This is a genomic window from Flagellimonas iocasae, assembly GCF_042682725.1.
In the GTDB taxonomy this organism is placed as follows: Bacteria; Bacteroidota; Bacteroidia; order Flavobacteriales; family Flavobacteriaceae; genus Flagellimonas; species Flagellimonas iocasae.
The window spans coordinates 382,242-408,943 of the sequence record NZ_JBHUHU010000005.1; the positions used below are offsets into that span (position 1 = coordinate 382,242).

Below are 26,702 nucleotides of genomic sequence, written 5' to 3' on the forward strand. Positions count from 1 at the left end.
AACTGCCTATGCATTCGGAAATTCGTCAAAACCATTCCTCGGTCAGATCCTTAAAGTGCAATGGTGCACTTAGAATGATATATAATACCATACTTACAATGGTTTTGGTGGGGTGCAACCCTACCCAACCCACCAACAAGGACTTGCTAACGGAATTTGAAAAAAAAGGGGCATCCCCTCTTTTTAAAGATATCATTGAGCGTATAGAGATTGAACCGTTGGGGGATGCGCTTCCAATCACCTCGTTAGACGTTGTTGACGAGCATACGGTAAAGATTGACATCAATTTTGAATTAGACCACGCCATCTCCCAAGATGATTGGAAGGTATCCATTCGTCCATCATTTCAACCTGATTTTCATTGGTCACCCCATTTAACCCCAACGGATGACCACATCATTCCCCAACATGTTTTTAGGGCTCCCGCCTTGATCATGTCCGAAAAAGCGAACAACATCAGATTGGTTGTCTTCCCTGAACTTAGTGCAATTGATCCCTCCGGACCTGAATGGTATATGGATTTGGATGCACAAAACAATGAAATGGTTTTGGGCTGGACTTCCTCAAAAATCCGAGAACATGTGCTTTATGTAAAAGAGAAGGGCACCGATTACCGGCCTGGGGCATACCATTTTTCATTTTATATCAGAGCGACCGGTACACCTGCTGAAGTCAAGAATCCGTGGCGCGATGTTCTGGCATTTTATTGGAAAAAATTTGGGGAACCGCTCCATGAAAAGAAAGAACCTTTAGGAACCACCGCTTTGGAAACATATGTGGACCATGCCTACCGGTGGGCCTTTGAGGACTGGAAAGATGTGGTGTGGCAAGAATTTGAACTGAACAACAAAAAGGTTGGGGCGGCTACCTTTATTGTAAACGTTAGCCAAAGCCCCAACTATAAAAAGCCGCCTTTTGAAAGGGAGTTTAAATCCATCTGGAACCAAGCATGGTTCAGTTCCTTGCGCTCGGCCTCGGGGCTTTTTCGTTACGCAAAAAGACACCATGACCAAAAACTGATGGAAAAAGCCCTGATGACCAAGGAGTTGTCCTTGTTGTTCCCTCAAAACAATGGTTTTTTCCCGAGTATCATTGCCACTGAGATGAAGGATACCGTTATTGAGGGTAATGCATTTAGAAGATCCAAAAGTTGGGACACCCATTATTTTGGAAATTCCAACCGAAACCCCTTTATGAACCCTACCCAGGCTGAAGGTGTCCATTGGGGAAGCCCAAAGGAAGCTCCCTACCATATTCTGGATATGAGTTGGACCGCAAACCAAATGCTGCTTTGGTTTATGGAGTTGGAAAAAGACCAGCGATTACTCGATTATGCCATACGATATGCAGATCGACTTGTTCAACTTCAGGATAAGGAAGGCTATTTTCCCGGCTGGATTTCAGAACAGACCCATGAACCCATGGGTATCCTCGATCAATCACCTGAATCTGCGATGTCCATCACATTCCTGTTAAATGCCTATAGGGCCACACAGAATAAGGGTTACAAGGATTCAGCATTAAAAGCTCTTCATACACTTATCGATGAAGTCATTCCGATCGGTAGATGGGAGGACTTTGAAACCTACTGGTCCTGCTCTAGTTACGGGAACATATCCCTGGTCAACAAAAAGGTAGAGCGAAACAACATGTTCAAGCAGAACAATTTATCCATGTTTTGGACTTCCGAGGCACTTTATGAGGCCTACCAGCTAACAGGGCACCAAAGCTATTTGGACATTGGACAGGTCGTATTGGATGAACTGCTCATGACCCAGGCCACATGGCAACCCCCCTATATGTATGTGAAGACATTTGGAGGTTTCGGGGTAATGAACGCGGATGCGGAGTGGAACGATGCCCGACAAAGTCTTTTTTCCGAGTTGATCATCAAGTATGGAAAAGCATTGGGCTCAAAGGAATACATGGAGCGTGGGCTGGCGGCACTTCGGGCATCATTTGTAATGATGTATTGTCCCGAAAATCGACTGACCAAAACACAGTGGGAAGCCAAACATCCTCATTTTGGCGAAGAGGATCATGGATTTATGATGGAAAATTATGGTCACAATGGCACAACTTCCAAAGAAGGATTGGGCATTGGCGACTTTACGATCTATGATTGGGGCAATGGGGCTGCTTCAGAAGCGTACGGTCGAACAAGGGATCACCATGGCCCAAATTTTGAAAGCGCCATTCCTTGACCAAACGTGGGGATTGGTTCCTGATATCTTTTTATCCAAAGCCTCTTTACAATCTGTGGTCGGAACAGAATGTTTCCGGCCCAACAACAGACATCAATTAGGCCATTGATTAGTTAATGGATATTTACATTGATGACAATACCAAGACGGGCAGTGTTGACCCCTAGGGCCAAGACGATGCTTAGAACCGACATTGCCGCTCCGAAATCAATGGACCATTTGTGCAAGTTCTTCGCCAACCAAGCTTCCCAAGGCCACGCCCATTCCCCCTAACCGAACACCACAATACACGGAATTGGAAATTTGTTTGACAATGGGCGATTTATTGGAGCCTACCCCCATGATACCGCTCCACCTTCGATCTATCTTCACTTCTTGGCCAGGTAGAATGACCTCATGGAGCAGACTTTCAAGAGAGTTCTGTATAATCAGGGTTTGTCCAAATTCCATGGTTTCCTCCACTTGGAAATCAAGGTTGCGACCTCCCCCAAAAAGTATCCTATTATTTATATTCCTGAAATAATAATACCCCTCATCCAAATGAAAAGTACCCTGGATCTTTAAGTCTTGAATCGGTCGGGTGACCAAGACTTGGGCACGGGCCGGCCTTATCGACTCATCCTGTAGCAATTTTGAGGCAAATCCATTGGTGGCCACAATTACCTGTTTTGAGACAAAATCAAAGTTCCTTGTACCAACCATAGCCTTGTCACCTGAATCCTCAAGGGATACCACCTCAATTCCGTTCAAAATAGGGATTTTTGCATCAAGGCATTTTTGTAGCAATCCCCGCATCATTTTCCCAGTGTCCAATTGACCTTCAAATCGCTGGGTGATATAGTGATCCTCTATCCCCTTAAAACCGAACCTATTGCTGCCCTTGCAAAAAGGGGCTTCCCCAAATATGGGCTTCAAGAGTTTGTTCAATCGCTCCATAGCGTCCAAACAAGGTTCATACAGTTCGGGTTTGTCCTTTAAGAACAATTCGTGCCCTCCGTTCCATTGGTATCCCATTTTCGAATCTCCCAAAAGCTCACGTAGTCGCTGAATGCCCTTTAAACGTTTTTGGACCAATTGCACCACCGCTTCCTCAGGTTGGGATTTCATGTCCGAAAGAATTTCTGAAATACTTCCGAAACAGGCAAAGCCAGCATTTTTGGTACTTGCTCCTTGGGGAAGACTCCCCTTCTCCAATATCAAAATCTTGCTCTTGGGATATTTGCCCCTTAAACGAATTGCACAGTTGAGACCAACCAAACCGCTACCAATGACCGTAAAATCAACTTTGGAAAACCAAGTCTTATATTCCCAATAACTTAACTCCATAACTTTATATTGAATCTATGCCAGTATCGGCACTGTCAGTTTATCCCGAAAACCAAAAACAACTTTCATCCGATACTCAAATCATCCAAGAATCCCATAAAGTGGTTCATTTCGGTGGCCGAACTCCAAGGCAAAAATTGAATCCCGTCAATCCAACCTTTCAAAATCCATTTCGACCGCCCCACATCGATTATACTGAAGAACAAATGCCGATGAACCACCAAAGGCGCCCATTCAGGACTGTCCCCAGGTTATCCTTCAGGATATTTCCCCAATCTATCTTTTCCAATATGGAAAATCCCTCCAAAAAAGGAAAAAAAAACCAATTTGCATAATTTTTGATCAAACTGATAGGTCTGGCGAGCAGAATCTTCACCCAAAAATTCAAGAATCCAACAAATGAGATTTCTTTGATTATTTAACATAATCATTGATTTTACAATGAAATTCTTTTAAAAAAAAATACTTTTTATTACTTTTTGCCCGCCAACTCAATTTTTGACAAGGGTCACTATTGTCTCATGGGCCATCTCTTTTCCCATGGGATCCAAAGAATGGAATCCGAATTGGGTCGAAGGGCAAGGATTTTTCAAAACCGTTCATGCTTTGAAGGAAACCGGTAAAATCGAAATACTGTTGTGGAGGAAACTTAAGACCGGAAACGTAGAGGCATTAGGTGATCTGTACGATTTGTTCATAGATGACCTTTACCGCTATGGGATGCACCTGGTCAAGGACAAAGACCGTGTACTGGATGGTATCCATGACCTGTTCCTAAAGTTATATAAATACCGAACAAACCTTTCGGAAACCGACAATGTCAAAAACTATCTCTTGAGATCGTTAAAGAATGAACTTATCAAAAAACAAAAAAATAAATTCGCCTATTCTGAACAGGTGTTGTTGAAAGAACGGATCGCCCCTTCGGTTGAGGACCAAATTGTTCACCGTGAATTTGATATCGAACAAAATGTCCGTCTTGATGGAGCTCTCAATTTATTGAGCAAAAGACAAAAAAGGGTACTCTACCTCAGGTTCAACGAGCAACGCAGTTATGAAGAGATAGCTGATCTATTGGAAATCTCCGTCACATCATCGAGAACTGTGATTTACAGGGCCTTAAAGATTCTTAGGGGCGCCCTCAAGATACTGATTGTCACCACTCTTCAGTATTTCCAATAAAATTATATCAAATTTTCTGTCTATATATCCGGTATCCACCACTTATAGTTATATAGGATCATAGGTATTTTAAAAATTTGAAAGTTTCATGTTTTCAAGCTTTGACATGCCCTAGACCTTCTTTGAGGCAACTGGGGCAAGGTGCAAGGAAACCCAAACACCAAAGCTTGACAAGACCTCGGAGAATTCATTGCGTGGAATACCTGCCTTAAAATTGACCAATATGACAAACATCCCTGAAGGGCAAAAGCTTGGAGAGCAAGAAAAGTCCCTCTTAAAAAAACGAATCACCAAATCGGTCCAAGCCCATATCCGATCAAGGCGGAACATCAGGTATGCCATGGGCATGGCCGCAACATTTCTAATCGGCTTTTCAGTCTATTACGGTTTGTTGACCTCCGATGATCGGACGGCCGTTCCAATGGAAAATATGGTGAATTCAAATGAGAACTCGGAACAGCTTGATCAGGTAAGGCTTGTCCTGGGTGATGACAATACCATTGAAATCCCCAAGGAAAATCCCCAGATTACCTATTCACCCACAGGACAGGAGGTTTTTTTGGGCAATGAAACGGTCAATCAAGAAACCGCCACTTCGAGGGGTATCATCTTCAACACCCTAATGGTGCCCTATGGAAAACGATCTGAAATTGTATTGTCCGATCAAAGCAGGGTCTGGTTAAATTCGGGTTCCAAACTCAGATTCCCCGCTTCTTTCCAGGGTGATCGTAGGACCGTATATTTGGAAGGAGAGGCCATATTTGAAGTGGCCCACGATAAGGAAAAGCCCTTCGTGGTCAAAACTGGGGAGCAGGAAATCGAAGTGTTGGGCACCGTTTTCAATGTGAGCAATTACCATGATGACCCAGAAATCATCACGGTTCTAAAAAGTGGGAGCATAGCCCTAACGGATATCAGTGATGGGGTTCAAAATGAGCGTTCAATAAAGATAGCCCCAAATACAATGGCGACTTTTCGCAAAGGGGATGGGACGATAGAAACCGGTTCTGTAAACGTGGAACCCTACTTTTCATGGAGGGATGGGGTGTTCATCTTCCATAAAGATCCTTTCAGAAAAATCCTTAAAAAACTTTCCAGATATTATAATATAAAGATAGATATCAAAGACGAGGAATTGGCAAACCAAACCTTTTCTGGCTATTTGGACGTCACAGAGCACATTGAACATGTAATCCAGACAATCAACGAAACGGCCTCATCAAAATTCACCTATCATCTGACCGAGGACGACCAATTGATCATCATTAAAGAATAAATCGAGCTTAGCGATGGGGAAAAGGCAATTCCCAATCCTAGGATGCCAACCAATAAACCAAGAATGATAATGAGAGAACAAACCCTAGTCAAGTGGGCCGTACGCTTTGGGCAAAGACTGTCCAAGACCCTCAAAGTCCTTACTTTAACCATCACCATTGGAGCGAGCAGTGCATTTTCGAACGTTTCCGAAGCCCAGACCAGAATGGATATTAACGTGACCAACATTTCCTTGGAAGACTTCTTCAGGGAAATACAGGACAAAAGTGAGTACATTTTCTTTTACGAGGACGATGTGATAGGCCACACTATAACCCTAAACCTTAAAAACGCCTCCATCTCCGAAATACTGGACAAAGCCTTTGACAAAACGGGTCTAACCTACAAGTTGGACCGTAGACAGGTAATTGTCATGAAATTACAAGGGAATGCCCCGCCAACCAAGAATCGGCAGCAGACAAGGACCATTAAGGGAACGGTCGAGGACAATGAAGGTCAACCTTTGGCCGGTGCCACTGTGGTGGTAAAAAATACCACGATTGGTGAAAGCACGGACTTTGATGGTTATTTCGAACTATCCGTGCCCATCGATGCCACCACCTTGGAGGTATCCTATATCGGTTATGCGACAAAGGAAGTTGACATTGTCGGCGCCGACCAGATCAATGTGGTGCTTCAACCGGACAATACTGTCCTGGATGAAGTGGTCATAGTGGGCTATGGCACAGAAAGAAAGGCATTATTGAGTGATGCGGTTGCCTCCATACGTTCCAATGACATTCAAAACCTACCGGTACCCACCGTGGACGGTGTACTTCAGGGACAGGCCGCTGGGGTCCAGGTGATTCAAAACTCCGGTACGCCGGGCGGCGAGATCTCTGTTAGAATACGGGGACTCAGTTCAATAAGTGGCTCCAACCAACCCCTGTACATCATTGATGGAATTCCGGTCACCAGTGGTGATTTTGCCCAAATTGGATATTCCGGACAGGGCATATCGGCCCTTTCAGACCTAAACCCCAATGAAATAGAGAGCATAAGTGTTCTCAAAGATGCTTCAGCGACCGCAATATATGGCGCAAGAGCCTCCAATGGGATTGTGCTGATCACAACCAAAAGAGGGAAAATGCAAAAATCCCAAATTAATGTCAACGTATATTCGGGTGTCCAACGTGCTTGGAACAAATTGGACATGTTAAATGCAAGGCAATGGATGGAATACAGGAACGACCTTACGGGTTCCACGGTCTTTACCCAGGAACAAATGGACAACATCACCGTGGATACGGACTGGCAGGATATTATATTTAGAACAGCCCTTATCAACAACTATCAAGTATCGGCCACTGGAGGCTCTGAAAAAACCAAGTTCTTTATAAGCGGCACCGTATTTGACCAAGAAGGGATCCTAATCGGAAGCGATTACAACAAGGTCAATGGACGCATCAACGTGGACCATCAATTGTCGGACAGATTGACCTTGGGCACAAGCATTGGCCTGAGCTATGCAAAGACCGATCGTGTCGAAAGTGACCAAACCTTGCACGGCCCCTTGCCAAACGGTATTTCAACCCCTGCGATTTTCCCAGTTTACAATGAGGATGGAACCTATAACCAGGAGGGGCCTTACTCCAATGCGGTCTCCATAGCCAACGAGGCCATCAACCAAAACTTTTCATACCGGACCAATTCAAATGTGTTCCTAGATTACAGAATAATGGATGGACTTTCCTTCTCCACAAAATGGGGGGTGGACTTTCTAAGCTTTAGGGAACATGCCTACGAGTCCACCAAAACGGTCCAAGGTGCCAAATACAACGGTCTTGGATTTGAGACCTACAGTAATGTGTCCAATATTGTCTCCAACAACATTTTAAAGTACGCCAATTCATTTGGCAGGCACAATCTGGAGGTCATGATCGGACACAGTTTTGAGAGTTATGGGTACCGTTCTTCCTTTATAAGGGGGCAGGACTTTGCCGATGACAATCTGGAATACATCAACTCGGCCGCCACCATCGTTTCGGCCAGTGCCAGCGCTTCCGATTCCGGACTCAAATCGTACCTGGGGAGGCTGAACTATAATTTTGGAAATAAATATATCCTTAATGTTTCGGGACGATTTGATACTTCAACCAAGTTCGGACAAAACAACAGGACAGGATTTTTTCCAGCCGCGTCCCTGGCGTGGAGGGTTTCCGAAGAACCATTTCTAAGGAATGGCAGTGTGCTATCCGACCTTAAATTGAGGGTGAGCTATGGACAGACCGGAAACGATGATATCAGTTCCTTTCTTTTTTCAGAACTATATGGTAACACTTCATATGGTGAACAACCCGCCATTTATCCGAGCAATATCCCAAACCCTGACCTAAAATGGGAAAGTACATCTCAATTCAATGTAGGCCTAAACCTGGGGCTTTTTGACAACCGCATCACCCTTACCGCCGATTACTACAACAAACAGACAAACGATCTGCTACTGAGCAGGCCCATCCCTTCGAGTTCAGGATTTTCCTCCATAGCTGAGAATATTGGAAAAGTGGAAAACCAAGGGATTGAGTTCACCCTTGGGACCCAGAACATCGTGGGAGAGGATTTCAGTTGGAGCACGCAGTTCAACATTTCAGGGAACAGGAACAAGGTCTTGGAACTCTACAACGACCAGCCCATTGATGATATAGGTCGTGGCGGCAACAGGATCATGGAGGGCCAACCCATCGGCATTTTTTATAGTTACAAGTCCTTGGGGGTGGATCCCTCCACTGGAGACATCGTATATGAGGACACCAATTTTGATGGTGAGATCACCTCTGAGGACAGAACCATTGTGGGCAACCCACATCCGGATTTCATCGGGAGCCTTACCAACACCTTCAATTTTAAAGGTTTCGATTTAAGTGTTTTTCTCCAAGGCTCTTATGGCAATGATGTCTTTCATGGCTCCCGGTTGTTTCTGGAATCGCTTCAGGGCGGTGACAACCAGATTGCGGCGGTCACCAGACGCTGGAGACAACCCGGGGATATCACTGATATCCCAAGGGCGACAACGGACCCCATCAAATCGGCTGAGAACAAACGGGTATCATCAAGGTTCATTGAAGATGGATCCTACCTTAGGGTAAAAAACATAACCCTGGGCTACACCATTGGGAACGAATTTCTCGGCAGATCGATGGTTTCGAGCATCCGCTTCTATCTGAGTGCCCAGAACCTGTTCACTTGGACGAGGTACACCGGCCTGGATCCCGAGGTGAACTATAGGGGCGATGACAATTCGGTGATCGGTACTGATTTTTTTACCTATCCACAGGCTCAAACACTGACGTTGGGGGTTAACGTAAAACTTTAAAAAATGAAAAAGATACTTTTATTATTGAATCTTGCAGCAATGGTACTGTCCTGTGATGTACTGGACGTTGAACCCTATAATGCGATACCGGCCGATGAGGCTTTCCAGACCTCTGATGATATTGAAAAAGGAATTTTGGGCTCCTATGCCCCGTTCCAAAACCTGAGCTATTATGGAAGGACCTATGGCATCTTTTCGGATTTGGCGGCAGACAACCTTTCACATCCCATAGCTGCCACCGCTACGGCCTATGCCCAAGTTGACAATAACAACATTCTCCCTGAAAATGGATCGATCAGTGGCATATGGGCCAGTTGTTATGACGGCATCAATGTGGCCAACAATGTCATCGACAAACTCCCAGGAATAGAAGGCATGACCGAGCAGGAAAAAAACCAGGCCAGAGGTGAACTTTACTTTGTTCGGGCACTGAACCATTTCAATCTTCTGAACTATTTTGGAGGGATACCCATAAAGGTCGAGCCCACAGTTGGGGTTGGTAATCTGGATGCACCAAGAAATTCTTCAGCGGAGGTATTCGACCAAATCATTGAAGATTTGACCTTTGCTGCCGACAATCTCATGGATCCAGGTGATAGGTCAAGGGCATCAAGATTTGGTGCCAAGGCACTTTTGGCCCGGGTTTATCTATATAAAGGGGACTTTTCGAAGGCCATTTCAATGGCCACCGAAGTGATATCCAGCGGCAATTATACCTTGGAGGACAACTATTCAATTGTATTCGAGGAGGGGTCGTCGGAATCCATATTTGAAATATCATTTTCCCAACTTGAGAGGAACAGGATTGCAGAATACAACTTCCCACATTCACTGAATGGGAGAAGGGAAGTGGAACCATCCACTGTCCTTTTGGATGCCTATGGTTCCGGGGATGAAAGGTTTGCCGCCAGCATTGCATTCGAAGGAACCGATGCCTATGCAATAAAATATGATGACATCAGTCTGGGTGCGGACAATTTCATAGTATTGCGATTGGCCGAAATGTATTTGATCAGAGCGGAGGCGGAGGCCCTTTTGACCACTCCCGAAATAAGCTCCATTCAAGATGACATCAATACGATAAGGGCAAGGGCCAACCTGCCCCCCATTACGGAATCCTCCATTGCAGCGCTTCTCACTATCATAGAAAATGAGCGGCACTTGGAATTTGCCTTTGAGGGACACAGATGGTTCGATCTGGTACGCACGGGCCGTGCCATGGAACTGCTTCCAAATGTTACCAGCGGAAATCAAACCTTGTTCCCGATACCGTTGGATGAGCTACAGACCAACAATGATCCGGGGATGGTACAAAATCCCGGATATTAACCAAACAAGATGACCAAATAAAAACTATCGCATGAAATCAAAAGTTTACATTTACTCAATTGTATTGTTTTCATCCCTATTGTTTATGAATTGCCAAGAGGATGAAATGGCTCTCCCTCCCCAAGCGGAGGCCGTATTTTCAGCAAGTGCCGATCAAGTGGCCGTGGGGGAAACCATTCAGTTTACCAATGATTCGCAGAACGCAACGGCATACCTCTGGAGTTTTGGTGATGGCACGACCTCAAAATTGGTATCGCCCAAAAAATCATATGAGAGCAGTGATATCTTTTTGGTAAGCCTGGTGTCAACAGGTGCCGGAGGGTCCACCATCTCCAACATGGAAATTACCGTCACCCCGGCAAGTTCTTTCACAGTGGAAGATCCAGAAAGCCTTTTGGCCACCGTACCCGTACAGTTCAACAATATGTCATTGGAGGCCACCAGTTATAGTTGGTCCTTTGGCGACGGAACCAATTCGAGTTCCACGGAGGAAAATCCAACGCACACCTACACCGAGGCCGGCACCTATTCGGTCAGTCTCACAGCCGAAAGTGCAGTGGGCAGCCACGTGTTCACCCAGGATATCCTTGTAGGAAGTGCACCACAAAAATTTGCCGATCTCTATTATATCGACCTAGGGGACGAATATGTAAGGAGCTTGGCCCTGGATGGCACAGGCACGGTTTCGGACATCCTCAACATTGCGGGAATGGGCGGTGTGGGCATGGCCTATGACCACGTGAATCAAAAAGTTTATTTCAGTGATTTCAATGCTTATCCTTTGGGGAACATTTGGAAAATGAACCCCGATGGATCTGAATTGGAGGCCATCGCCAGTAATATTGGTGACCCATATGCCATAGCCTTGGATATTGATGCGGGCAAAATATATTGGGTTGACGATGATGGAAACGTATCAAGGGCAAATATGGATGGGTCAAATCCGGAAATTGGGTTCTTTACTGTGGCCGGAGCTTGGTGGAGAGCCATTGCATTGGACGTTGAAAACTCCAAAATGTATGTTTATGATTCCTATTTTGAAGATTTGTACGAAGTCAACATGGATGGGACCGACCCTAACATTATCGTATCGGGGGTATATGGCTACGCCATTTCAGTGGATACCGTTAACGACAAAATTTATTTTGACGATCAAAACGAGGAATTGCTCAAAGTGGCCAACCTTGATGGCTCAGATGTTCAGACGGTCGATGATAATGGCACAAGGATATATGGCATGCACATTGACCATGAAGAAGGAAAGCTCTACTGGTCCGGTCGGGATTCAGGGGAACTCTACCGTGCCAACTTGGATGGTACCGGGAAAGAAGTGTTAAAAACCGGACTGTCCAGTCCTAGGGGAATTGTACTGATAAAATAAGACCTATGAACAACGTAATCAGAATTCCAGTTTTAGTTTGTTTGGTGGGAATGTTGCTCAGCTGCGGCGATGAAGATTTTGCCGTTCCCCCGGCAAGTACGGTACCTAAGTTCACCTATACGGTGGATAATGATGAACTCGCCCCTTCCATGGCAACGTTTACCAATACGTCCATTGTCCCTTCAAGCGTTGGGGAAGCCACTTTCTATTGGAACTTTGGAGACGGGGAATCATCCCGGGATGCCAATCCACAACACTTATACACAAAAGCGGGAGCGTATACAGTCAACTTGGTCGTCACCACTTCCATATCCTTGGAAGTAAGGAAAGTCTCAGAAACGATTGTGATCAAGGACCCGAACGCCACCGGGGTGCCCATTTATTACACGGATGGGTCTACAGTGTTTCAGGCCCTTATCAATACCCAAGCCCCTATTTTTACAGCGCTTGAGGGACCATCCCTACAATCGAGCTATGGTATGGTCATGGACACTGTTGCCCAAAAGATATACATGAGCGATTACGGGGCCGACAAAATTTACAGGGCCAATTTGGATGGCAGTGGCTTTGAAGAGTTCAGGACCGGAATTGACAGTCCCAATGGGCTGGCCATCGACTATGGGGAAAACCAAATTTATTGGGATAACAGTTCTGGAATCCAAAGAGCCGACCTGAACAGTTCAGATTTGAACCAAAAAGAGGATTTTGTGACCGGACAGACAAACGATCCCGATGGGCTTTCCATCGATCCGGTCAATCGAAAACTCTACTGGATCAATTACAATGGGGGCATAGGTTCCAAAAACCTGGACGGGACTGGTGAGACCATGCTCTTTCCCGATATCGAAGGAGGTACGATCATGGTCATCAACGATAGGATCTATTTTGATGAATACGTGGATTCTGGTGATATTAGGATAAAGTCAGCCGATCTGGACGGCAACAATATAAATACGCTAGCCGTCGGCATAGGCCGAGTGGTGTATGGAATTGGCTATGACCCCAATGATCAAAAAATATATTGGGGCGACCGTGGCACCGACATCATGTGGCGTGCCGATTTGGATGGGGGCAACCCTGAATCATGGTTTACTGCCCCTGGAGATACCAGAGGGATCATTATAGGTAAAAAACAATAGATCAATGAAGAAAATTCTAATTATACTATGTATTGGGCTTACATGTAGCTTGTTTGCCCAACAACAACCGCCAAAAGGTAAATTGTTCATTATCGGAGGGGGGTCTAGACCCAGTGGGATGGTTGACAGGATTATCAAAGAATCCGGAATTGACAAATCAGGGTATGGAATAATTCTTCCGATGTCCAGTATAGAACCAGACTCAGCGGTTTATTATGCCACGAGGCAGTTTTACGACAAGGGCATTACAAATGTCCATGGGTTGAATTTTGTGAAGGGTGAAATTTCTTCACCAACAAAACTGGATTCAATTTCCAAGGCAAAACTCATCTATATCTCTGGTGGTGACCAGAACAGGTTCATGGATGTGATTGCAGGAACCCCCATTGAAAAATCAATCCACAAGGCCTATGAAAATGGTAGTCTCATTGCGGGAACCAGTGCGGGCGCTGCTGTCATGAGCAGGATGATGATCACCGGGAATGAGTTGAAGCACCCGGAATACTCCTCTACCTTTAGGTATATCCAAGCCGATAATATTGAAATAAAGCCAGGACTCGGAATGCTGACCAATGTCATCATAGACCAACATTTTGTGAAACGGAGTCGGTATAACCGCTTGTTGAGCGCCGTCATCCAATACCCTGAAATGATGGGCATCGGTATTGACGAGGCCACCGCCATCCTAGTGGATGGCAATTCAGTTGAGGTAGTGGGGGTTTCACAGGTTGTGGTCATGGAGAACCGCGGTCTTTCGACGAACAAGTTCGAAGACAAGCTGGGGGCCCATGGTATGGAGTTGAACGTTTTTCTTCCTGGGGATACCTTTCAAATTGATTGACTTTCATTTTTCAATTTTTGGGTCGAAGTCCATGGACGGTCAAACATATGTTACCAATTCCATAAAAGGGCATATGTCATTTACATATCGAATTCATGATTAACCCAGTGAGGTCAAACCTCAATGGCAGCATTGTCGGATTGAACTTGATTTAATACATTTAAATCCAAAAAAAACAATGCCGGTCAATCCATCCATTCTTCATCACGCAGCCATTCCCTTTGCCGTTGTAGACCAAGGAAAAACTTTTGTTGATTTTTCAAAACAGTGGCTGGATGCCTTCGACTTGGGCCCAGAAATTCGAGGCAGGTACTTTTATGATAACATGCCGGATCTACCCGAAAAATTTAAGGTGGACATCAACCATTGTCTTGGGAAGATAGAGCATAGATCCAATATCCAAAGAATGGTCTTGGAAAACGGAAATGTGGTTTGGTATGATTGGAAAATAAGCCAAATAAAAGATGGGGACACAACCACCACCGACGTACTTGTTATTTTGGAAGATGTTTCGAACAAAAGATTGGAGGAAGAGTTGTTGGTCAAGTCCCAACAAGTGGCACGAATCGGCGGCTGGGTGGTCGATCTTGTCAAGAATTCCATTTATTGGTCAGCGATCACGAGAGAAATCCATGAAGTTTCCGATGATTTTATTCCCGATTTGGCCAGTGGAATTTTCTTTTACAAGGAGGGGCATAGCAGGGAAGTCATTTCAACACTGGTAAAAAGAGGAATGGAATCGGGCAAAAAGTGGGATACGGAACTGCAAATTGTCACAGCAAAGGGAAATACGTTGTGGGTAAGGGCGATTGGAGAACCTGAGATGGTAAATGGGAAATGTGTCCGAATCATCGGGACCTTTCAGGACATAGACCATCGGAAGAGGGCCGAGTTGGAATTATTGAAGAGTCAGGAATCGCTCAAGGGAACTTTGAAGAACTCATCCATCGGAATGGCACTGGTCGCCAAGGACGGCAAATTCATGGATGTCAATTCGAGTCTTTGCCATAGTCTCGGCTATTCGAAGGACGAACTCCTGAATTTGACATTCCAGGATATCACGCACCCTGAAGATCTTGAAATCGATCTTTCCTTTTTAAATGAACTGGTCCAGGGCATGAGGGAAACCTATCAAATCGAGAAACGCTATTTTGACAAGGGGGGACAATTGGTCCATGTCATCCTCACCGTTACGGCCTCCCGAAATATTGAAGGGGAAATTTCACATTTTATTTCCCAAATCGTGGACATTTCCTCAAGGATCAAGACAGAGAATAAACTCAAGGGCCTATTGGAACTGACCACCAATCAGAACAACAGTCTAATGAACTTTGCCCATATCGTTTCCCATAACCTAAGGTCACATGCGGCAAACCTGACCATGATAAGCGATTTTTTAATGGATGATACCTTGGGTGAGGAAATTCGAGATGAAAGCTTTGGAATGTTGGGCAGGGCATCTCAAAGCTTAAATGAGACCATTGCCCATTTAAACGAGGTCGTACAGGTAAAACTTGAAGCAGATCGAAAATTGAAGGCCGTAAACCTTCGGGACGTTGTTGAAAAAGTATTATTGGACACGCATGCCTTGATCCAAGAAAATGTGGTATTCACCCATGTTGATGTCCCCGTCGGACTTCAGGTCAAGGGAGTTATCGCTTATCTGGAGAGCGTCATATTAAATTTAGTGACCAATGCCATTAAATATAGGGATTCAGGAAAAGATGTTTCCATGGTTCATATTTCTGCTTGGGAAAAGGAAGATACCGTGGTCTTAATTGTGGAGGACAATGGTCTTGGCATCGATTTGGATAAATACGGGACCAAACTGTTCGGCATGTACAAGACCTTCCATGGCAACAAGGACGCTAGGGGCATAGGGCTTTTTATCACCAAAAATCAAATTGAGGCCATGGGGGGAAAAATTTCCGTGGCCAGTAAACCAAATACAGGAACGACCTTTGAGGTCACATTTTTAAAAGTACCATAAAATGAAACATTTGGACACCGCATTTATTGTCGATGATGATCCCATCCACCAATTTGGAATGAAAGTTCTGTTGAAAAAAGTAAAACTCTCCAAGGAAATTTTGGTCTATCACAATGGACAGGAGGCCATGGACGCCCTTCTGGATCGTGTGGTGGACGGGGCGAAGTTACCATCGATCATCTTCCTGGATTTGAACATGCCCATAATGGACGGTTGGGGCTTCTTGGATAATTTCATTAAAATTCCAAATAAGAACAGGGAAAAAATTGTTGTCTATGTGGTCAGTTCGTCCATCAATCCTTCAGATCGTGAAAGGGCGAAACAATATGAGGTCGTCAGTGACTATATCATTAAACCAATCAATGAAAACCAGTTGATCGAGGTTTTGAGGGACTTGGGGTTTATACATGGCGGCATTTAAAATGACAAAGCGAAGGGAGGAGAACAACAAGGTGATATTAAATATGATCCTTTTATCGCCCGACAACAGATGCTGTTAGACTTATACAAGGACGCACAGGGTCATGACCTTGGCCCGAAAATGGCAAGAACCCAACTTCGGTGCCAAGTGCCCTTTCCCGAAGGTCTTTTTAGGTGTGGAGAGCCCTGGACAAACAAGAAGAAAACCATGCCGTTGATCTCTTATGAAATTCCGCCATGGAAAATGGACTTTGAAGATCCCACCAACTTGAAAAATCACCTTTGAACCAGTTGCGGCCACTTCGATTTGACCTGAATGACGTTACCTGCCCCTATTCAAGTTAAGCCTTGACCAGCAAAGCATGAAGGAAGAGGTTTTCCCGTGTACTCATTTCAGCCAACCACTATAAGTTTACGCCATTTATTTCCACATAATCCGAGAAGTGAAAACCTCGACCTTACAATATCCTTGGGACTATCTTGCACCACCTATAGATGGTTTGCTCCTTCCAACCCAGGAAAATATGGATTGCCGTAATATAAACCACCATTCATGTTCATTTATAGGACACGCTACACTCTTTGTGTGAACCGATGTACGTTTCAGCATACTGTATATGGCCTACTTCATCTATTAAAAAAACTATTGGCCCGCCCAATTAAGCAAATAAATGGTAATCCAACAGGCATGGGATAGCTCTATCGCATAAAACAGCCCATATTACCCAGTAATTTTGAAATCAAGCTTTTCCATACTCTTTCGGTTTTAAGGTGGATTCCCTTGCAATAAGGCTCGTTTTAATGATTCTGGTCTCAAAATTACAGGTATCGCACTCTTCCTCAATCCGGTCTATCAGTTTATCTGCAGAACTTTCCCCAATAAACTTTCCATGTTGGCTGATCGTAGTGGCGGAAGGAGTCACATACTTGGATAACTCCCCATTGGTAAAACCTATGAAAGAAATGTCTTTGGGGATTTGATATCCTTTGGACTGGACAATGTCCATTATCTTCACCAGGGTCAGTTCATCAAAAATCAAAATTCCGTCAATTTTATCGAAATCCAATAATGAATGAATTGTCAGTTCAAGGTCGTCCTGATAATTGATGGTAACGATCAACTTGTCATTTGGACCTATCCCATTCTCACATAATGCCTTTTTATACCCCTCAATCCTTAATCTACCGATGTAAGAATTCCCTAGCGGGTTTATTATTGCCACTATCTTGCATCCTGTATCCAAGAAGTATTTTGTAGCTAAATAACCGGCTTCAAAATCATCCACCATTACCTTATCACATTTTATAAATTCAATAACCCTATCAAACATGACCATTGGGATTTGACGATCCAATAAGGCGCTGAAATGTTCATTGCTGTTTGTCAGACCTGTTTCACCCAACACAGTGGAAATTATAACCCCATCCACAGTTCCAGAGGATAAAAAATCCAAAACCTTTATTTCTTTTTCGATGGATTCGTTTGTACTACAAATAATAATACTATATCCCCTTTGATCTGCTATTTTTTCAATACCATAGAGTACTTGAACAAAAAAATAGTTTAAGATGTTCGGAATAACAACACCTATGGTTTTTGTATTCCTATTAAAAAGGTTTAGGGCCACCCTGTTGGGTTTATAATTGTTCAATTTAGCATATTCCCTAATGTTCCTTTTAAGTTCATCACTAATCTCATGACTGTCATGGATAGCCTTTGATACCGTTGAAACGGACACATTAAAATGGGAAGCAATGGCTTTAACGGTCAACTTTGTCATTGGGTTGGTATCAAAATATCATTCTTAAAACACAAATTATTTTAAAAATCAAATGAAAATTCGGAAATCAATATCCAAGTTTTCCATAAAAGTTCAGTAAGACCACTTAAATGATCGAGCAATCTAAACATTGATATAGGCCTATCTTCTGAGACCATTCCTTTATTACTTATACAAAACGGTTTACAATATTTTCAAACAGTTCTTGTTTACCACTGAGTTGTTCTGGTTCTCCATGTTTTAAGGCATATTGATAGAGATCGGTGAAATCCAGCTTTCCATCAATGAACTCAGCACCTTTGCCAGTATCATAGGACGCATATCTTTTGTTCAACAAATCTTCGTAATTGGATTCTTCCAATATTGCACTGGCTGCCAATAATGCCCTGGCAAAAGTATCTGCACCTCCGATGTGGGCATGGAAAATATCGTCCATGTCCGTACTGTTTCTTCGGGTTTTTGCATCAAAGTTGATTCCTCCTCCCTGCAGGCCCCCTGATTTAAGAAACACCAACATTGCTTCGGTGACCTCCAATGCATTGTTTGGAAATTGGTCGGTGTCCCATCCGTTTTGATAATCTCCCCTATTGGCATCTATACTTCCCAGCATTCCGGCATTGGCGGCCACCTGCAATTCGTGTTGAAAGGTGTGCTGCGCCAAGGTTGCATGGTTCACCTCTATGTTCAGTTTAAAATCATTCTCCAGTCCATAGTCCCTAATGGAATTAATGCTTGTGGCCGCATCAAAATCATATTGGTGCTTGGTAGGTTCCATGGGTTTGGGCTCCACTAAAAAGCTGCCGACGAACCCCTCACTTCTTGCATAATCCCTAGCCATGTTTAAAAAACGTCCAATGTTATCCTGTTCGAGTTTCATATCGGTATTCAACAGGGACATGTATCCTTCCCTTCCTCCCCAAAAAACATAATTTTCGCCTCCCAGTGCAATGGTGGCATCAATTGCCAACTTTACTTGTGCACCAGCATGGGCCAAAACGTCAAAATTGGGATTGGAAGCCGCTCCGTTCATATAACGTGGGTTGGAAAAACAATTGGCAGTTCCCCAAAGCAATTTTACACCTGATGAATTTTGCTTCTCTTTTAGATAATCCACTATTATGGATAATCTTCTTTCGGATTCCGCCAATGTATCTCCCTCGTCCACCAAATCAAAATCATGGAAGCAATAATAATCGAAACCCATTTTGGTAATAAATTCAAAGGCCGCATCTGCTTTATCCTCAGCTGCTTTTATCGGGTCACTGGAAGTTGACCATTGGAACCGCTTGGTCCCGGGACCAAATGGATCACCTCCCGTTCCACACAGTGTATGCCAATAAGCCATGGCAAACTTAAAATGTTCCCTCATTGATTTACCCGCTACGACCCTATCTGGGTCATAGAACTTAAATGCCAATGGATTGTCTGACTCCTTGCCTTCGAACTTAATCTCCCCAATTCCCTTAAAATACTCCTTGTTGCCTAAATGCACCATTATTTTTTTGCTTTTATAATTAGTTCCAATTCTTTTTTCCACTTTTCAAAGGCCTTAAGGTATGCCCCTTGATCGGTTTGGTATTCGTGGGTCATTACCAGGTCGTTTTCCATAATGGATGTGAAGTCCCCGTACCCTGTTTCATGGATGGCACATGCCCTAGCAGCACCGACCGCCCCTGTAGTATTGTATATTTCGATTTTCCCTTGGATAAGGGTCGCAATGGTATCTGCAAATATCTCCGCCTTGAAAAGATTGTCGTTTCCTGCTCGCAATACTTTAGGTTGCACTCCATCGGATCCCATAATTTCCATTCCATAAACAAAGGAAAAAGCAATTCCCTCCAGGACCGACCTACAAAGATGACCTTTGGTGTGTCTATTAAGGTCAAGGTTCAAAATTCTGGTACCCAGATCCCGGTTGTTCAACATACGCTCACAACCATTTCCAAAAGGAAGTGTACAAAGGCCATCTGAACCTACCTCCACCTCTGATGCCAAGCTGTTCATTTCTTCATAAGAAGATACTTTTAGGTTGTCCAAAAGCCACCTATATTGAATTCCCGCTCCATTGATGCACAACAGTTTCCCTATTCTTATCCGATGATCCTTTTTATAATTGACATGTGCAAAATTGTTTATCCTTGAACATTCTTTTGCCGACAGATTGTCCACCACGGCGTAGACCACTCCAGATGTCCCCCCTGAGGCAGCCAACTCACCGGGCTCAAACACATTGAGGGACAGCGCATTGTTGGGCTGGTCGCCAGCTCGGTACAAAATGGGGATGCCCTCAACAAGACCACTTTCCTCCGCCCCTTTGGCGGAGACCTTTCCCTGTACCCCAAAAGTTTCAACTATCTCCGGTACCGTATCATGTGGGATTCCATAAAAATCCATGATTTCCCTAGAAACACAATTGTTGTGAAAATCCCAGAAAATGCCTTCAGAAAGACCCGGGATTGTAGTGCTTGCGATTCCGCTCAATCGAAAAGCGATATAATCCCCGGGCAACAGAAATTTATAGATCTGACCAAAAACCTTTGGTTGGTTTCTTTTTACCCAACCTAATTTTGATGCGGTAAAATTACCTGGGGAATTCAACAATCTGGATTCACACGTATCCCTCCCTACAGTTTCATAAGCTTCGTCGCCAATGGCTACGGCCCTGCTATCACACCATATGATCGAATTTCCCAATGTCTCTCCATTTTTATCGATAAGTACGAGCCCATGCATTTGATATGCGATGCCCAATCCGATTATTTCTGATGGGGAAACACCCTGCTTTTCAATGATTTTTTTGGTTCCGGTACAGAAAAGTTCCCACCACAGTTGGGGTCGCTGCTCTGCCCAACCCTTTCTGGGGGCCATCATTGGCATCTCGCCCTCTGGCTCTTGGACCACAATCACTTTTTTTCCCGTTTCTCTTTCGACCAGGGCAAGTTTTATGGATGAACTTCCTAAATCAATACCTAAATAATACATTCGATTGGCAATGTTTGTCAGTTGGTTAAATGTAAAAAATGAACCTTCTGATTAAGTTTTTAAAATTAGTTTACCATACTTAGATCCAGGCAGTCCACTAGCCAGGCATCTTTTCATGATTTACGGCAATTATTCCTACTATTGTACAATCCCGAAAGGGTATTCACAATTTCGAGTATTCAAATTGACCCCCAATGCCTCCTTTGTTAATACTGATATAACCAACACTTTTCCAAGCGACCAACACTGTACCTCCCAGCAATTGATCCATCTGGTTGATTTAATGGATTGGCCAATGGGTGTTTCCGCCGGTTGTCTCAACAGTTCCGTAGTATCAATATTGGGGCCCATACCATTTTTCACCTCCATTCAATCCCTTCTTTTTTCATCAAGAACATCAAAAAATCGGATCAGACGACAATCAACCGTTCTTGGAATATATTATAAGACCAAGCCCAGTCAAGAAAAACAAAAACATAAGGTATATCAACCAGTTACGTGACTTGGGGAGATCTTTGAGTTCTTTCCAAATAATAATCCCCCAAAAAGCTGCAACCATGGTTGCGCCTTGCCCCAGCCCATATGAAATTGCCGGGCCTGCTTGTTCAGAAGCAATGATACTGAAAGACATTCCAAGGCCCCAGATGCACCCCCCTAGAATGCCAATGAGATGCAATTTGGGTGACCCCTTCTTAAAATAATCCCCATAGGTCGCCCGTATGCCAGTTATCGGTCTGTACATATTTAATGAGTTGAACACAAAATTTGACAATAAAATACCGACCGAAAAAATCACCAATGCAGTGTATGGGGTAAGTTTGCCCTTCTCCGGTGAAATAAAATCAGAGGCCATGGATTGTGCCACATATTTATAAAAGAATCCCATGGCTATTCCGGCCAAAATGGAAATATAAATGCCTTTTTTTGCCCGCTTTGAGTCCTTTTTGAGAATCTGCCTGTAGGCCATTGCATCCAAAACAATGGCAATGGTCACAAATAAAACACCTGAGAAAAGCAACACAGGGTTGCCTGCAGGGTTGTAAATATAGTTCGTTATCACTCCCAGCACCAAAGCAAGGCCAATACCTATGGGAAAAGCAACTGCCATGCCAGAAATGTCAATGGCTATGACCAAGAGTATATTGGCAAAATTGAATATAATGCCACCGATCAGGGCAAAAAAGATAAATTTCCCCCCAGCTTGGCTCAAATCGACAAGAAAACTTCTTCCTTGATCACCAAAAGAGCCCATAGTAAGTGCAATTAGTAACGTAATCAGCAGTATTCCCAATGAATAATCCCAGTAAAATAGTTGAAAAGCCCATTTTTTGCTCGAAAGTTTCTGGGTATTGCCCCAAGAACCCCAACAGAGCATGGTAATCACACAAAAGATAATGGCCAAGGCATAATTGTCTACGATATACATGTTGTTTTTTTATTGTTGCTTAAACTGTTCTTTTCCTTAAGGTACACGCCAGTTCCCATCTTTTCATCGAACAAGATCATTGGGCCTCCCTTTTTTTCTCAAAAAATCCCTTACTTCCTCCTCAGTTGGAATTGAGGGCTGCGCTCCGATGCGGGTTACACAGAGAGCCGATGCAGCACTGGCAAAGGTCAACGCTGTTTCCCAATCGGTTTCCCTGCACAATTCAACCGCCAATGCACCACAAAAAACATCACCGGCAGCAGTAGTGTCCTTCGCATCAACTACAAAGGCGGGAGAATACAACATGGTTTGTCTCGTTTTGAAAAGACACCCTTTTTCCCCCAACGTAAGAATTACGGCTTTTGCCCCCATGGCCAATAACTTATCCAGAACCTCTTCTTGGCCGAATGTTTCCAAACTGACTCCGGAAATAATCTCTGCCTCGGTTTCATTTACTACCAGGTAATCAACCCTTTTTAAAGTCTCCCTATCAATTTTTCCGGCAGGTGCGGCATTGAGCAATATCTTAGTTTTGTTTTTAACGGCAATCCCACATATTTTTTGGACAGTTTCATAAGGGATTTCAAGTTGTACAACTACCATGGCCGCATTTGCGATTTCCGTTTCCAACCCACAAACATATTCTGGGGACAACATCATATTTGCGCCAGGATTTATAACGATGCTATTCTCCCCATTGTCATCGACCCATATCATAGCGGTTCCCGAAGCTGCGTTTTCTACTAGAAGAACCTTTGAAACATCCAACTGTTCCCGTGTATAATACGTTAAGGTATTCCGACCATTTTCATCCGTTCCAAGGCAAGAAATGAACTGTACATCACCTCCTAATTTATGTGCTGACATGGCCTGGTTTCCCCCTTTACCCCCCATGGCCTGTAAAAAGGATCGGCCTTGGAGGGTCTCCCCTGCCATAGGAAACCTTTTCATTGTAGCGATCAAATCGGTATTTGAACTTCCAATCACTATTATTTTACTCATAAAATCAAGCTTAAAATTACATATCAACGGTAAAGGTCTAGGTTAGGTCTTCATAGATTTTCCATTTGGAATCCATACTGGCCCCACTTTGCCCATCAAATAATTTATTGGTGACCCATTTGCTCTTTGCAGCCATGATGTCTTTCCATACTAATTCTGTTTGTTCAATATTTATGTGGTCTATTTCACTGCCCCTATCGATTGACTGTTCCAGGTTTGTCGCTATTTCACACGTTTTTTTGATGCAGGCATTCATAATTTTTTCACCCAATTGCGGTGATGCTTCAAGAGCATCATGCCCTAAGGCGAATCTTCCCAATAATTTATCCTCGTACTGTCTTGAAATTTTGGACATATTTATCAAATCAGGTCGGATGTACATCAATTGGGATATTTCGTACTTTCCAGCATGATCACCATTGTACCTCCCAACAACAAGTTCAGGATCCGCCCTCACCTCTACCTTCATTGGACTAATTCTCATAAAATTGGTAGCGACCATTCTCAAATCCATTTCGTTACCTCCCGCATGCCCGGTTATTGCCACGACCCCTTTAAAGCCGGCATTTGAAAATGCCCTTAGCTGATACAGGAAAAGATGTAACAAAATAAACGGGGGAATAGAAGCCATATATGGATTGGCATTGCCCAGGACCTCCTCCAACCAAGGGGCATGATAGCCAGACTCATGGATATGGTATCCCTGTGTGGGCGCTACAATCCCGCCAACTTCCCTTGCAACTGCATTACAAATAAATTCCGCCTTAATGGTATCCAATCCGAATGCGGAAACATGTCCATGGGGTTCACATAGTCCCATAGGTAGATATACTATGGGACACTTTTGTTGTCTTTCCAGAAACGTATCGGGCAACAGTTCAGACCATTTGGCACTGGGGCCATTCTCAATAGATGCCATCCGACCAGTATACCTCGTTAAACAAATTTTTGTACCATCTGTGATGTGTCCTAATTTCTTGAAACACAGAATCTGGCAAGGGGGGTTCATCAAGTACCGCAATATTCTCATTGGCAAATTTTTCAATGTGCATCGATATAAGTGCAGATGTTACCCCTGGATGTGCAAGAACAAATTTGATGGCAAGGGATGTTAAGCTTGAAGCGTGCAATGGAATATATTGCTTCAACGCATCCACTCGCGCTATATATTCCTCCCTTATTCTTTCTGAAAAAAGAGTTTTTCTTAAATCACCCTCTTCAAATTTTGTTGATTGTGTCAAAAATCCACTAAGACCTCCCTGATCCAACACACATCGCGCCAATACGGCTATATTCTTCTTTTGACAGAGTGGAATTAAACTGTCAAAAGCAAGTGGGTCAAAAACATTTACTATGGTTTGAATGGAGTCAATCAATCCGCTATTGGCTATTACCAATGCGTTTTCATGTCTGTGGTCAGGAAGAGAGATACCCAAAAAATCTATCTTTCCCTTTTCCTTGAGCCCTTGAAGTTCATCCATCCAATATCCTTCCAATCCCCAATTACTCCAATAAAGATGAAGTTGGACAAGATTGACCCTTTCCACCCCAAGCTCCCGCAAACTCTTATCCAAGCTCTTGGTTATCCAACCTTTTGGGTAAACTTCTTCGACATCACGTGGCATGCCCCAGCGAACCATGCCCGGCCCTTTCGATTGGATTTTGGTGGCAAGGAAAGGTTCCTCCCCCTTAAATTCCCGCAGTGCCTTGCCAACTATACGTTCTGATTCTCCATAATCCCGTGCAGTATCAATAAAATTCACACCTTTTTCAAGGCAATTGATCACTGCCCTTATTAATTCCTTTTCTGAACTCTGCCCAAAGATTCCGGATAAACCCCAAGCGCCAAAGCAGAGTTTGGATACTTCTATGTCCGAATTGGCAAAGTTGGTCCTTTCCCCACCCATAAATTGTTTTGATTTAACGATCATGACCGATTTGGTTCATATTTCATGACTTGCCCCGGAATGGCAACCCTGTTATGATTGGCACTTTCTATCGCTGCAAAGCACAATTCCAGGCTTTTCAAATTGTTCTCAGCACTATTGGACGGAGCTCTATCCTCCTCAATGGAAAGCAGCAATTCCCCCATTGTTCCCTGAAATCCATTTTTGAACCAGCAACCTTCAAGTGGCACTCTTGCCATTCCTTTTTCTGTAAAGATTTCCATTGTTGGTTGGTCATTCAGTCCAGGTCCACGACTTCTGAGCGTGCCCTTTGTACCGACAATGGTGGTTACATCTTCTTCGCCCAGCAGTGTATGGGCGTTGAATGCCATTCGTACTTGGGCCTGATCGTAATTGATGATACAGGATGCCAAGGCCGGTGGACTATATTTTTGACCATCATATTTTATTGCGGAAGCATAAATGCTCTTGGGATCTTGACCTTGCATAAAGCACACTGCAATATCGAACCAATGGATGGCAAAATCGAAAAGTACCATATGGTAAAGGTCTTCGAATGCAGGTAAATTCTCAATCCAGGTTTGGTCCCATTGGAGGGAAAAATCGACGGAAACCGGCCTTCCAATAATTCCTGTTTTGATGGCTTCCCTCATATAGCTAAAATGGGGAGCCCATCTTCCATTTTGGTTGACAGCTAACTTTAAGCCCCTTTCCTTGGCCATCTGCACCAGTCCCCTACCTTCATCTAGATCAAGCACAAAGGGCTTTTGACTCAATACATGCTTGTTTGACCTCAATGCTTCCTTGATAATTGGAAGTCTATCTTCAGGGTGGGGGGTAATATCGACCACCTCGATATGATCAAGGTTCAATAATTCTTGATAATCATCATAAACCTTGGCTTTAGGGTAATATTTATCCCTAAGGGCTACTGCCTTTGAGAGGGTCCTATTGGCAATGGCAACCACATCCAGCCCCATCAACTTGTAATTTTTTAAATGATAATCGCTAATTCCCCCAGCGCCGATCAATCCGATTTTTGGGTTGTACGACCTAGGCTTTTGGGGCAGAAAATTTATTTTGGGGACCTCAATTTTCCCGCTCCCTTTTTTATCACTTAAACCATACCCATCACTTTTAGAACCCATTTTGAATGTGTTGTTTA

The 26,702-nt window shown here is 43.8% G+C and carries 19 protein-coding genes; 10 read left to right on the forward strand and 9 right to left on the reverse strand.

Going from position 1 to position 26,702, the window contains the following annotated elements; translation table 11 throughout:
* Positions 1–74: 74 nt before the first annotated feature.
* Positions 75–2,204 carry a hypothetical protein gene (locus tag ACFSJE_RS15800; protein ID WP_379831837.1) on the forward strand — a complete coding sequence of 710 codons (2,130 nt, stop codon included), beginning with the start codon at positions 75–77 and terminating at the stop codon, positions 2,202–2,204.
* Positions 2,205–2,411: 207 nt separating this feature from the next.
* On the opposite strand, the gene ACFSJE_RS15805 is transcribed toward ACFSJE_RS15800, so the two are convergent.
* Complete coding sequence (locus ACFSJE_RS15805; protein ID WP_379831838.1) at positions 2,412–3,530, reverse strand: NAD(P)/FAD-dependent oxidoreductase; 1,119 nt, start codon at positions 3,528–3,530, stop codon at positions 2,412–2,414.
* Positions 3,531–4,070: 540 nt separating this feature from the next.
* On the opposite strand from ACFSJE_RS15805, the gene ACFSJE_RS15810 reads away from it, so the two are divergent.
* The 9 genes from ACFSJE_RS15810 to ACFSJE_RS15850 all read left to right on the forward strand — a co-directional run bounded on the left by ACFSJE_RS15810 (position 4,071) and on the right by ACFSJE_RS15850 (position 16,440).
* The gene (locus tag ACFSJE_RS15810; protein WP_379831839.1) at positions 4,071–4,712 is read left to right on the forward strand and encodes an RNA polymerase sigma factor; all 642 of its coding nucleotides are present in this window, start codon (positions 4,071–4,073) and stop codon (positions 4,710–4,712) included.
* 223 nt (positions 4,713–4,935) lie between these two features.
* Positions 4,936–5,988 carry a FecR family protein gene (locus tag ACFSJE_RS15815; protein WP_379831840.1) on the forward strand — a complete coding sequence of 351 codons (1,053 nt, stop codon included), beginning with the start codon at positions 4,936–4,938 and terminating at the stop codon, positions 5,986–5,988.
* A 69-nt stretch (positions 5,989–6,057) separates the two neighbouring features.
* Positions 6,058–9,339, forward strand: coding sequence for a SusC/RagA family TonB-linked outer membrane protein (locus ACFSJE_RS15820; protein ID WP_379831841.1), 3,282 nt, complete (start codon positions 6,058–6,060; stop codon positions 9,337–9,339).
* A gap of 3 nt (positions 9,340–9,342) precedes the next feature.
* Positions 9,343–10,668 carry a RagB/SusD family nutrient uptake outer membrane protein gene (locus ACFSJE_RS15825; protein WP_379831842.1) on the forward strand — a complete coding sequence of 442 codons (1,326 nt, stop codon included), beginning with the start codon at positions 9,343–9,345 and terminating at the stop codon, positions 10,666–10,668.
* A gap of 31 nt (positions 10,669–10,699) precedes the next feature.
* A complete protein-coding gene (locus ACFSJE_RS15830; protein ID WP_379831843.1) occupies positions 10,700–12,049 on the forward strand; it encodes a PKD domain-containing protein in 1,350 nt (449 codons plus the stop codon).
* Positions 12,050–12,054: 5 nt separating this feature from the next.
* On the forward strand, positions 12,055–13,188 hold the full coding sequence (locus ACFSJE_RS15835; RefSeq protein ID WP_379831844.1) for a PKD domain-containing protein: 1,134 nt from the start codon (positions 12,055–12,057) through the stop codon (positions 13,186–13,188).
* 4 nt (positions 13,189–13,192) lie between these two features.
* The gene (locus ACFSJE_RS15840) at positions 13,193–14,029 is read left to right on the forward strand and encodes a cyanophycinase (RefSeq protein ID WP_379831845.1); all 837 of its coding nucleotides are present in this window, start codon (positions 13,193–13,195) and stop codon (positions 14,027–14,029) included.
* Between the two features lie 178 nt (positions 14,030–14,207).
* A complete protein-coding gene (locus tag ACFSJE_RS15845) occupies positions 14,208–16,019 on the forward strand; it encodes a PAS domain S-box protein (RefSeq protein ID WP_379831846.1) in 1,812 nt (603 codons plus the stop codon).
* A 1-nt stretch (position 16,020) separates the two neighbouring features.
* Positions 16,021–16,440 carry a response regulator gene (locus ACFSJE_RS15850; RefSeq protein WP_379831847.1) on the forward strand — a complete coding sequence of 140 codons (420 nt, stop codon included), beginning with the start codon at positions 16,021–16,023 and terminating at the stop codon, positions 16,438–16,440.
* Between the two features lie 739 nt (positions 16,441–17,179).
* Here ACFSJE_RS15850 and ACFSJE_RS15855 read toward each other — a convergent pair.
* From ACFSJE_RS15855 to ACFSJE_RS15890, 8 genes are all read right to left on the reverse strand, one after another.
* Positions 17,180–18,220, reverse strand: coding sequence for a LacI family DNA-binding transcriptional regulator (locus ACFSJE_RS15855; RefSeq protein WP_379831849.1), 1,041 nt, complete (start codon positions 18,218–18,220; stop codon positions 17,180–17,182).
* Between the two features lie 169 nt (positions 18,221–18,389).
* Positions 18,390–19,715: a xylose isomerase gene (xylA, locus tag ACFSJE_RS15860; protein ID WP_379831850.1), complete on the reverse strand. Its 1,326-nt coding sequence runs from the start codon at positions 19,713–19,715 to the stop codon at positions 18,390–18,392.
* Entirely contained in the window at positions 19,715–21,202 is a 1,488-nt protein-coding gene (locus ACFSJE_RS15865) for a xylulokinase (protein WP_379831851.1), read from the reverse strand. The genes xylA and ACFSJE_RS15865 overlap by 1 nt, the downstream gene beginning before the upstream one ends.
* A gap of 421 nt (positions 21,203–21,623) precedes the next feature.
* Positions 21,624–22,628, reverse strand: coding sequence for a GRP family sugar transporter (locus ACFSJE_RS15870; RefSeq protein ID WP_379831852.1), 1,005 nt, complete (start codon positions 22,626–22,628; stop codon positions 21,624–21,626).
* Positions 22,629–22,691: 63 nt separating this feature from the next.
* Positions 22,692–23,630 carry a ribokinase gene (gene rbsK, locus ACFSJE_RS15875; protein ID WP_379831853.1) on the reverse strand — a complete coding sequence of 313 codons (939 nt, stop codon included), beginning with the start codon at positions 23,628–23,630 and terminating at the stop codon, positions 22,692–22,694.
* Positions 23,631–23,667: 37 nt separating this feature from the next.
* The gene (locus tag ACFSJE_RS15880; RefSeq protein ID WP_379831854.1) at positions 23,668–24,549 is read right to left on the reverse strand and encodes a creatininase family protein; all 882 of its coding nucleotides are present in this window, start codon (positions 24,547–24,549) and stop codon (positions 23,668–23,670) included.
* Positions 24,536–25,561 carry an aldo/keto reductase gene (locus tag ACFSJE_RS15885; protein ID WP_218058527.1) on the reverse strand — a complete coding sequence of 342 codons (1,026 nt, stop codon included), beginning with the start codon at positions 25,559–25,561 and terminating at the stop codon, positions 24,536–24,538. Before ACFSJE_RS15885 ends, ACFSJE_RS15880 begins: the two co-directional genes overlap by 14 nt.
* Positions 25,558–26,685: a Gfo/Idh/MocA family protein gene (locus ACFSJE_RS15890; RefSeq protein ID WP_067034097.1), complete on the reverse strand. Its 1,128-nt coding sequence runs from the start codon at positions 26,683–26,685 to the stop codon at positions 25,558–25,560. The genes ACFSJE_RS15885 and ACFSJE_RS15890 overlap by 4 nt, the downstream gene beginning before the upstream one ends.
* Positions 26,686–26,702: the final 17 nt, after the last annotated feature.

Coding starts and splice junctions, on each gene's coding strand:
- ACFSJE_RS15880 (WP_379831854.1), bottom strand. CDS start 24,549: ATGGCATCTATTGAGAATGGCCCCAGTGCCAAATGGTCTGAACTGTTG.
- ACFSJE_RS15820 (WP_379831841.1), top strand. CDS start 6,058: ATGAGAGAACAAACCCTAGTCAAGTGGGCCGTACGCTTTGGGCAAAGA.
- ACFSJE_RS15830 (WP_379831843.1), top strand. CDS start 10,700: ATGAAATCAAAAGTTTACATTTACTCAATTGTATTGTTTTCATCCCTA.
- ACFSJE_RS15840 (WP_379831845.1), top strand. CDS start 13,193: ATGAAGAAAATTCTAATTATACTATGTATTGGGCTTACATGTAGCTTG.
- ACFSJE_RS15845 (WP_379831846.1), top strand. CDS start 14,208: ATGCCGGTCAATCCATCCATTCTTCATCACGCAGCCATTCCCTTTGCC.
- ACFSJE_RS15810 (WP_379831839.1), top strand. CDS start 4,071: ATGGGATCCAAAGAATGGAATCCGAATTGGGTCGAAGGGCAAGGATTT.
- ACFSJE_RS15865 (WP_379831851.1), bottom strand. CDS start 21,202: ATGTATTATTTAGGTATTGATTTAGGAAGTTCATCCATAAAACTTGCC.
- xylA (WP_379831850.1), bottom strand. CDS start 19,715: ATGGTGCATTTAGGCAACAAGGAGTATTTTAAGGGAATTGGGGAGATT.
- rbsK (WP_379831853.1), bottom strand. CDS start 23,630: ATGAGTAAAATAATAGTGATTGGAAGTTCAAATACCGATTTGATCGCT.
- ACFSJE_RS15805 (WP_379831838.1), bottom strand. CDS start 3,530: ATGGAGTTAAGTTATTGGGAATATAAGACTTGGTTTTCCAAAGTTGAT.
- ACFSJE_RS15890 (WP_067034097.1), bottom strand. CDS start 26,685: ATGGGTTCTAAAAGTGATGGGTATGGTTTAAGTGATAAAAAAGGGAGC.
- ACFSJE_RS15815 (WP_379831840.1), top strand. CDS start 4,936: ATGACAAACATCCCTGAAGGGCAAAAGCTTGGAGAGCAAGAAAAGTCC.
- ACFSJE_RS15855 (WP_379831849.1), bottom strand. CDS start 18,220: ATGACAAAGTTGACCGTTAAAGCCATTGCTTCCCATTTTAATGTGTCC.
- ACFSJE_RS15885 (WP_218058527.1), bottom strand. CDS start 25,561: ATGATCGTTAAATCAAAACAATTTATGGGTGGGGAAAGGACCAACTTT.
- ACFSJE_RS15870 (WP_379831852.1), bottom strand. CDS start 22,628: ATGTATATCGTAGACAATTATGCCTTGGCCATTATCTTTTGTGTGATT.
- ACFSJE_RS15835 (WP_379831844.1), top strand. CDS start 12,055: ATGAACAACGTAATCAGAATTCCAGTTTTAGTTTGTTTGGTGGGAATG.
- ACFSJE_RS15800 (WP_379831837.1), top strand. CDS start 75: ATGATATATAATACCATACTTACAATGGTTTTGGTGGGGTGCAACCCT.
- ACFSJE_RS15850 (WP_379831847.1), top strand. CDS start 16,021: ATGAAACATTTGGACACCGCATTTATTGTCGATGATGATCCCATCCAC.
- ACFSJE_RS15825 (WP_379831842.1), top strand. CDS start 9,343: ATGAAAAAGATACTTTTATTATTGAATCTTGCAGCAATGGTACTGTCC.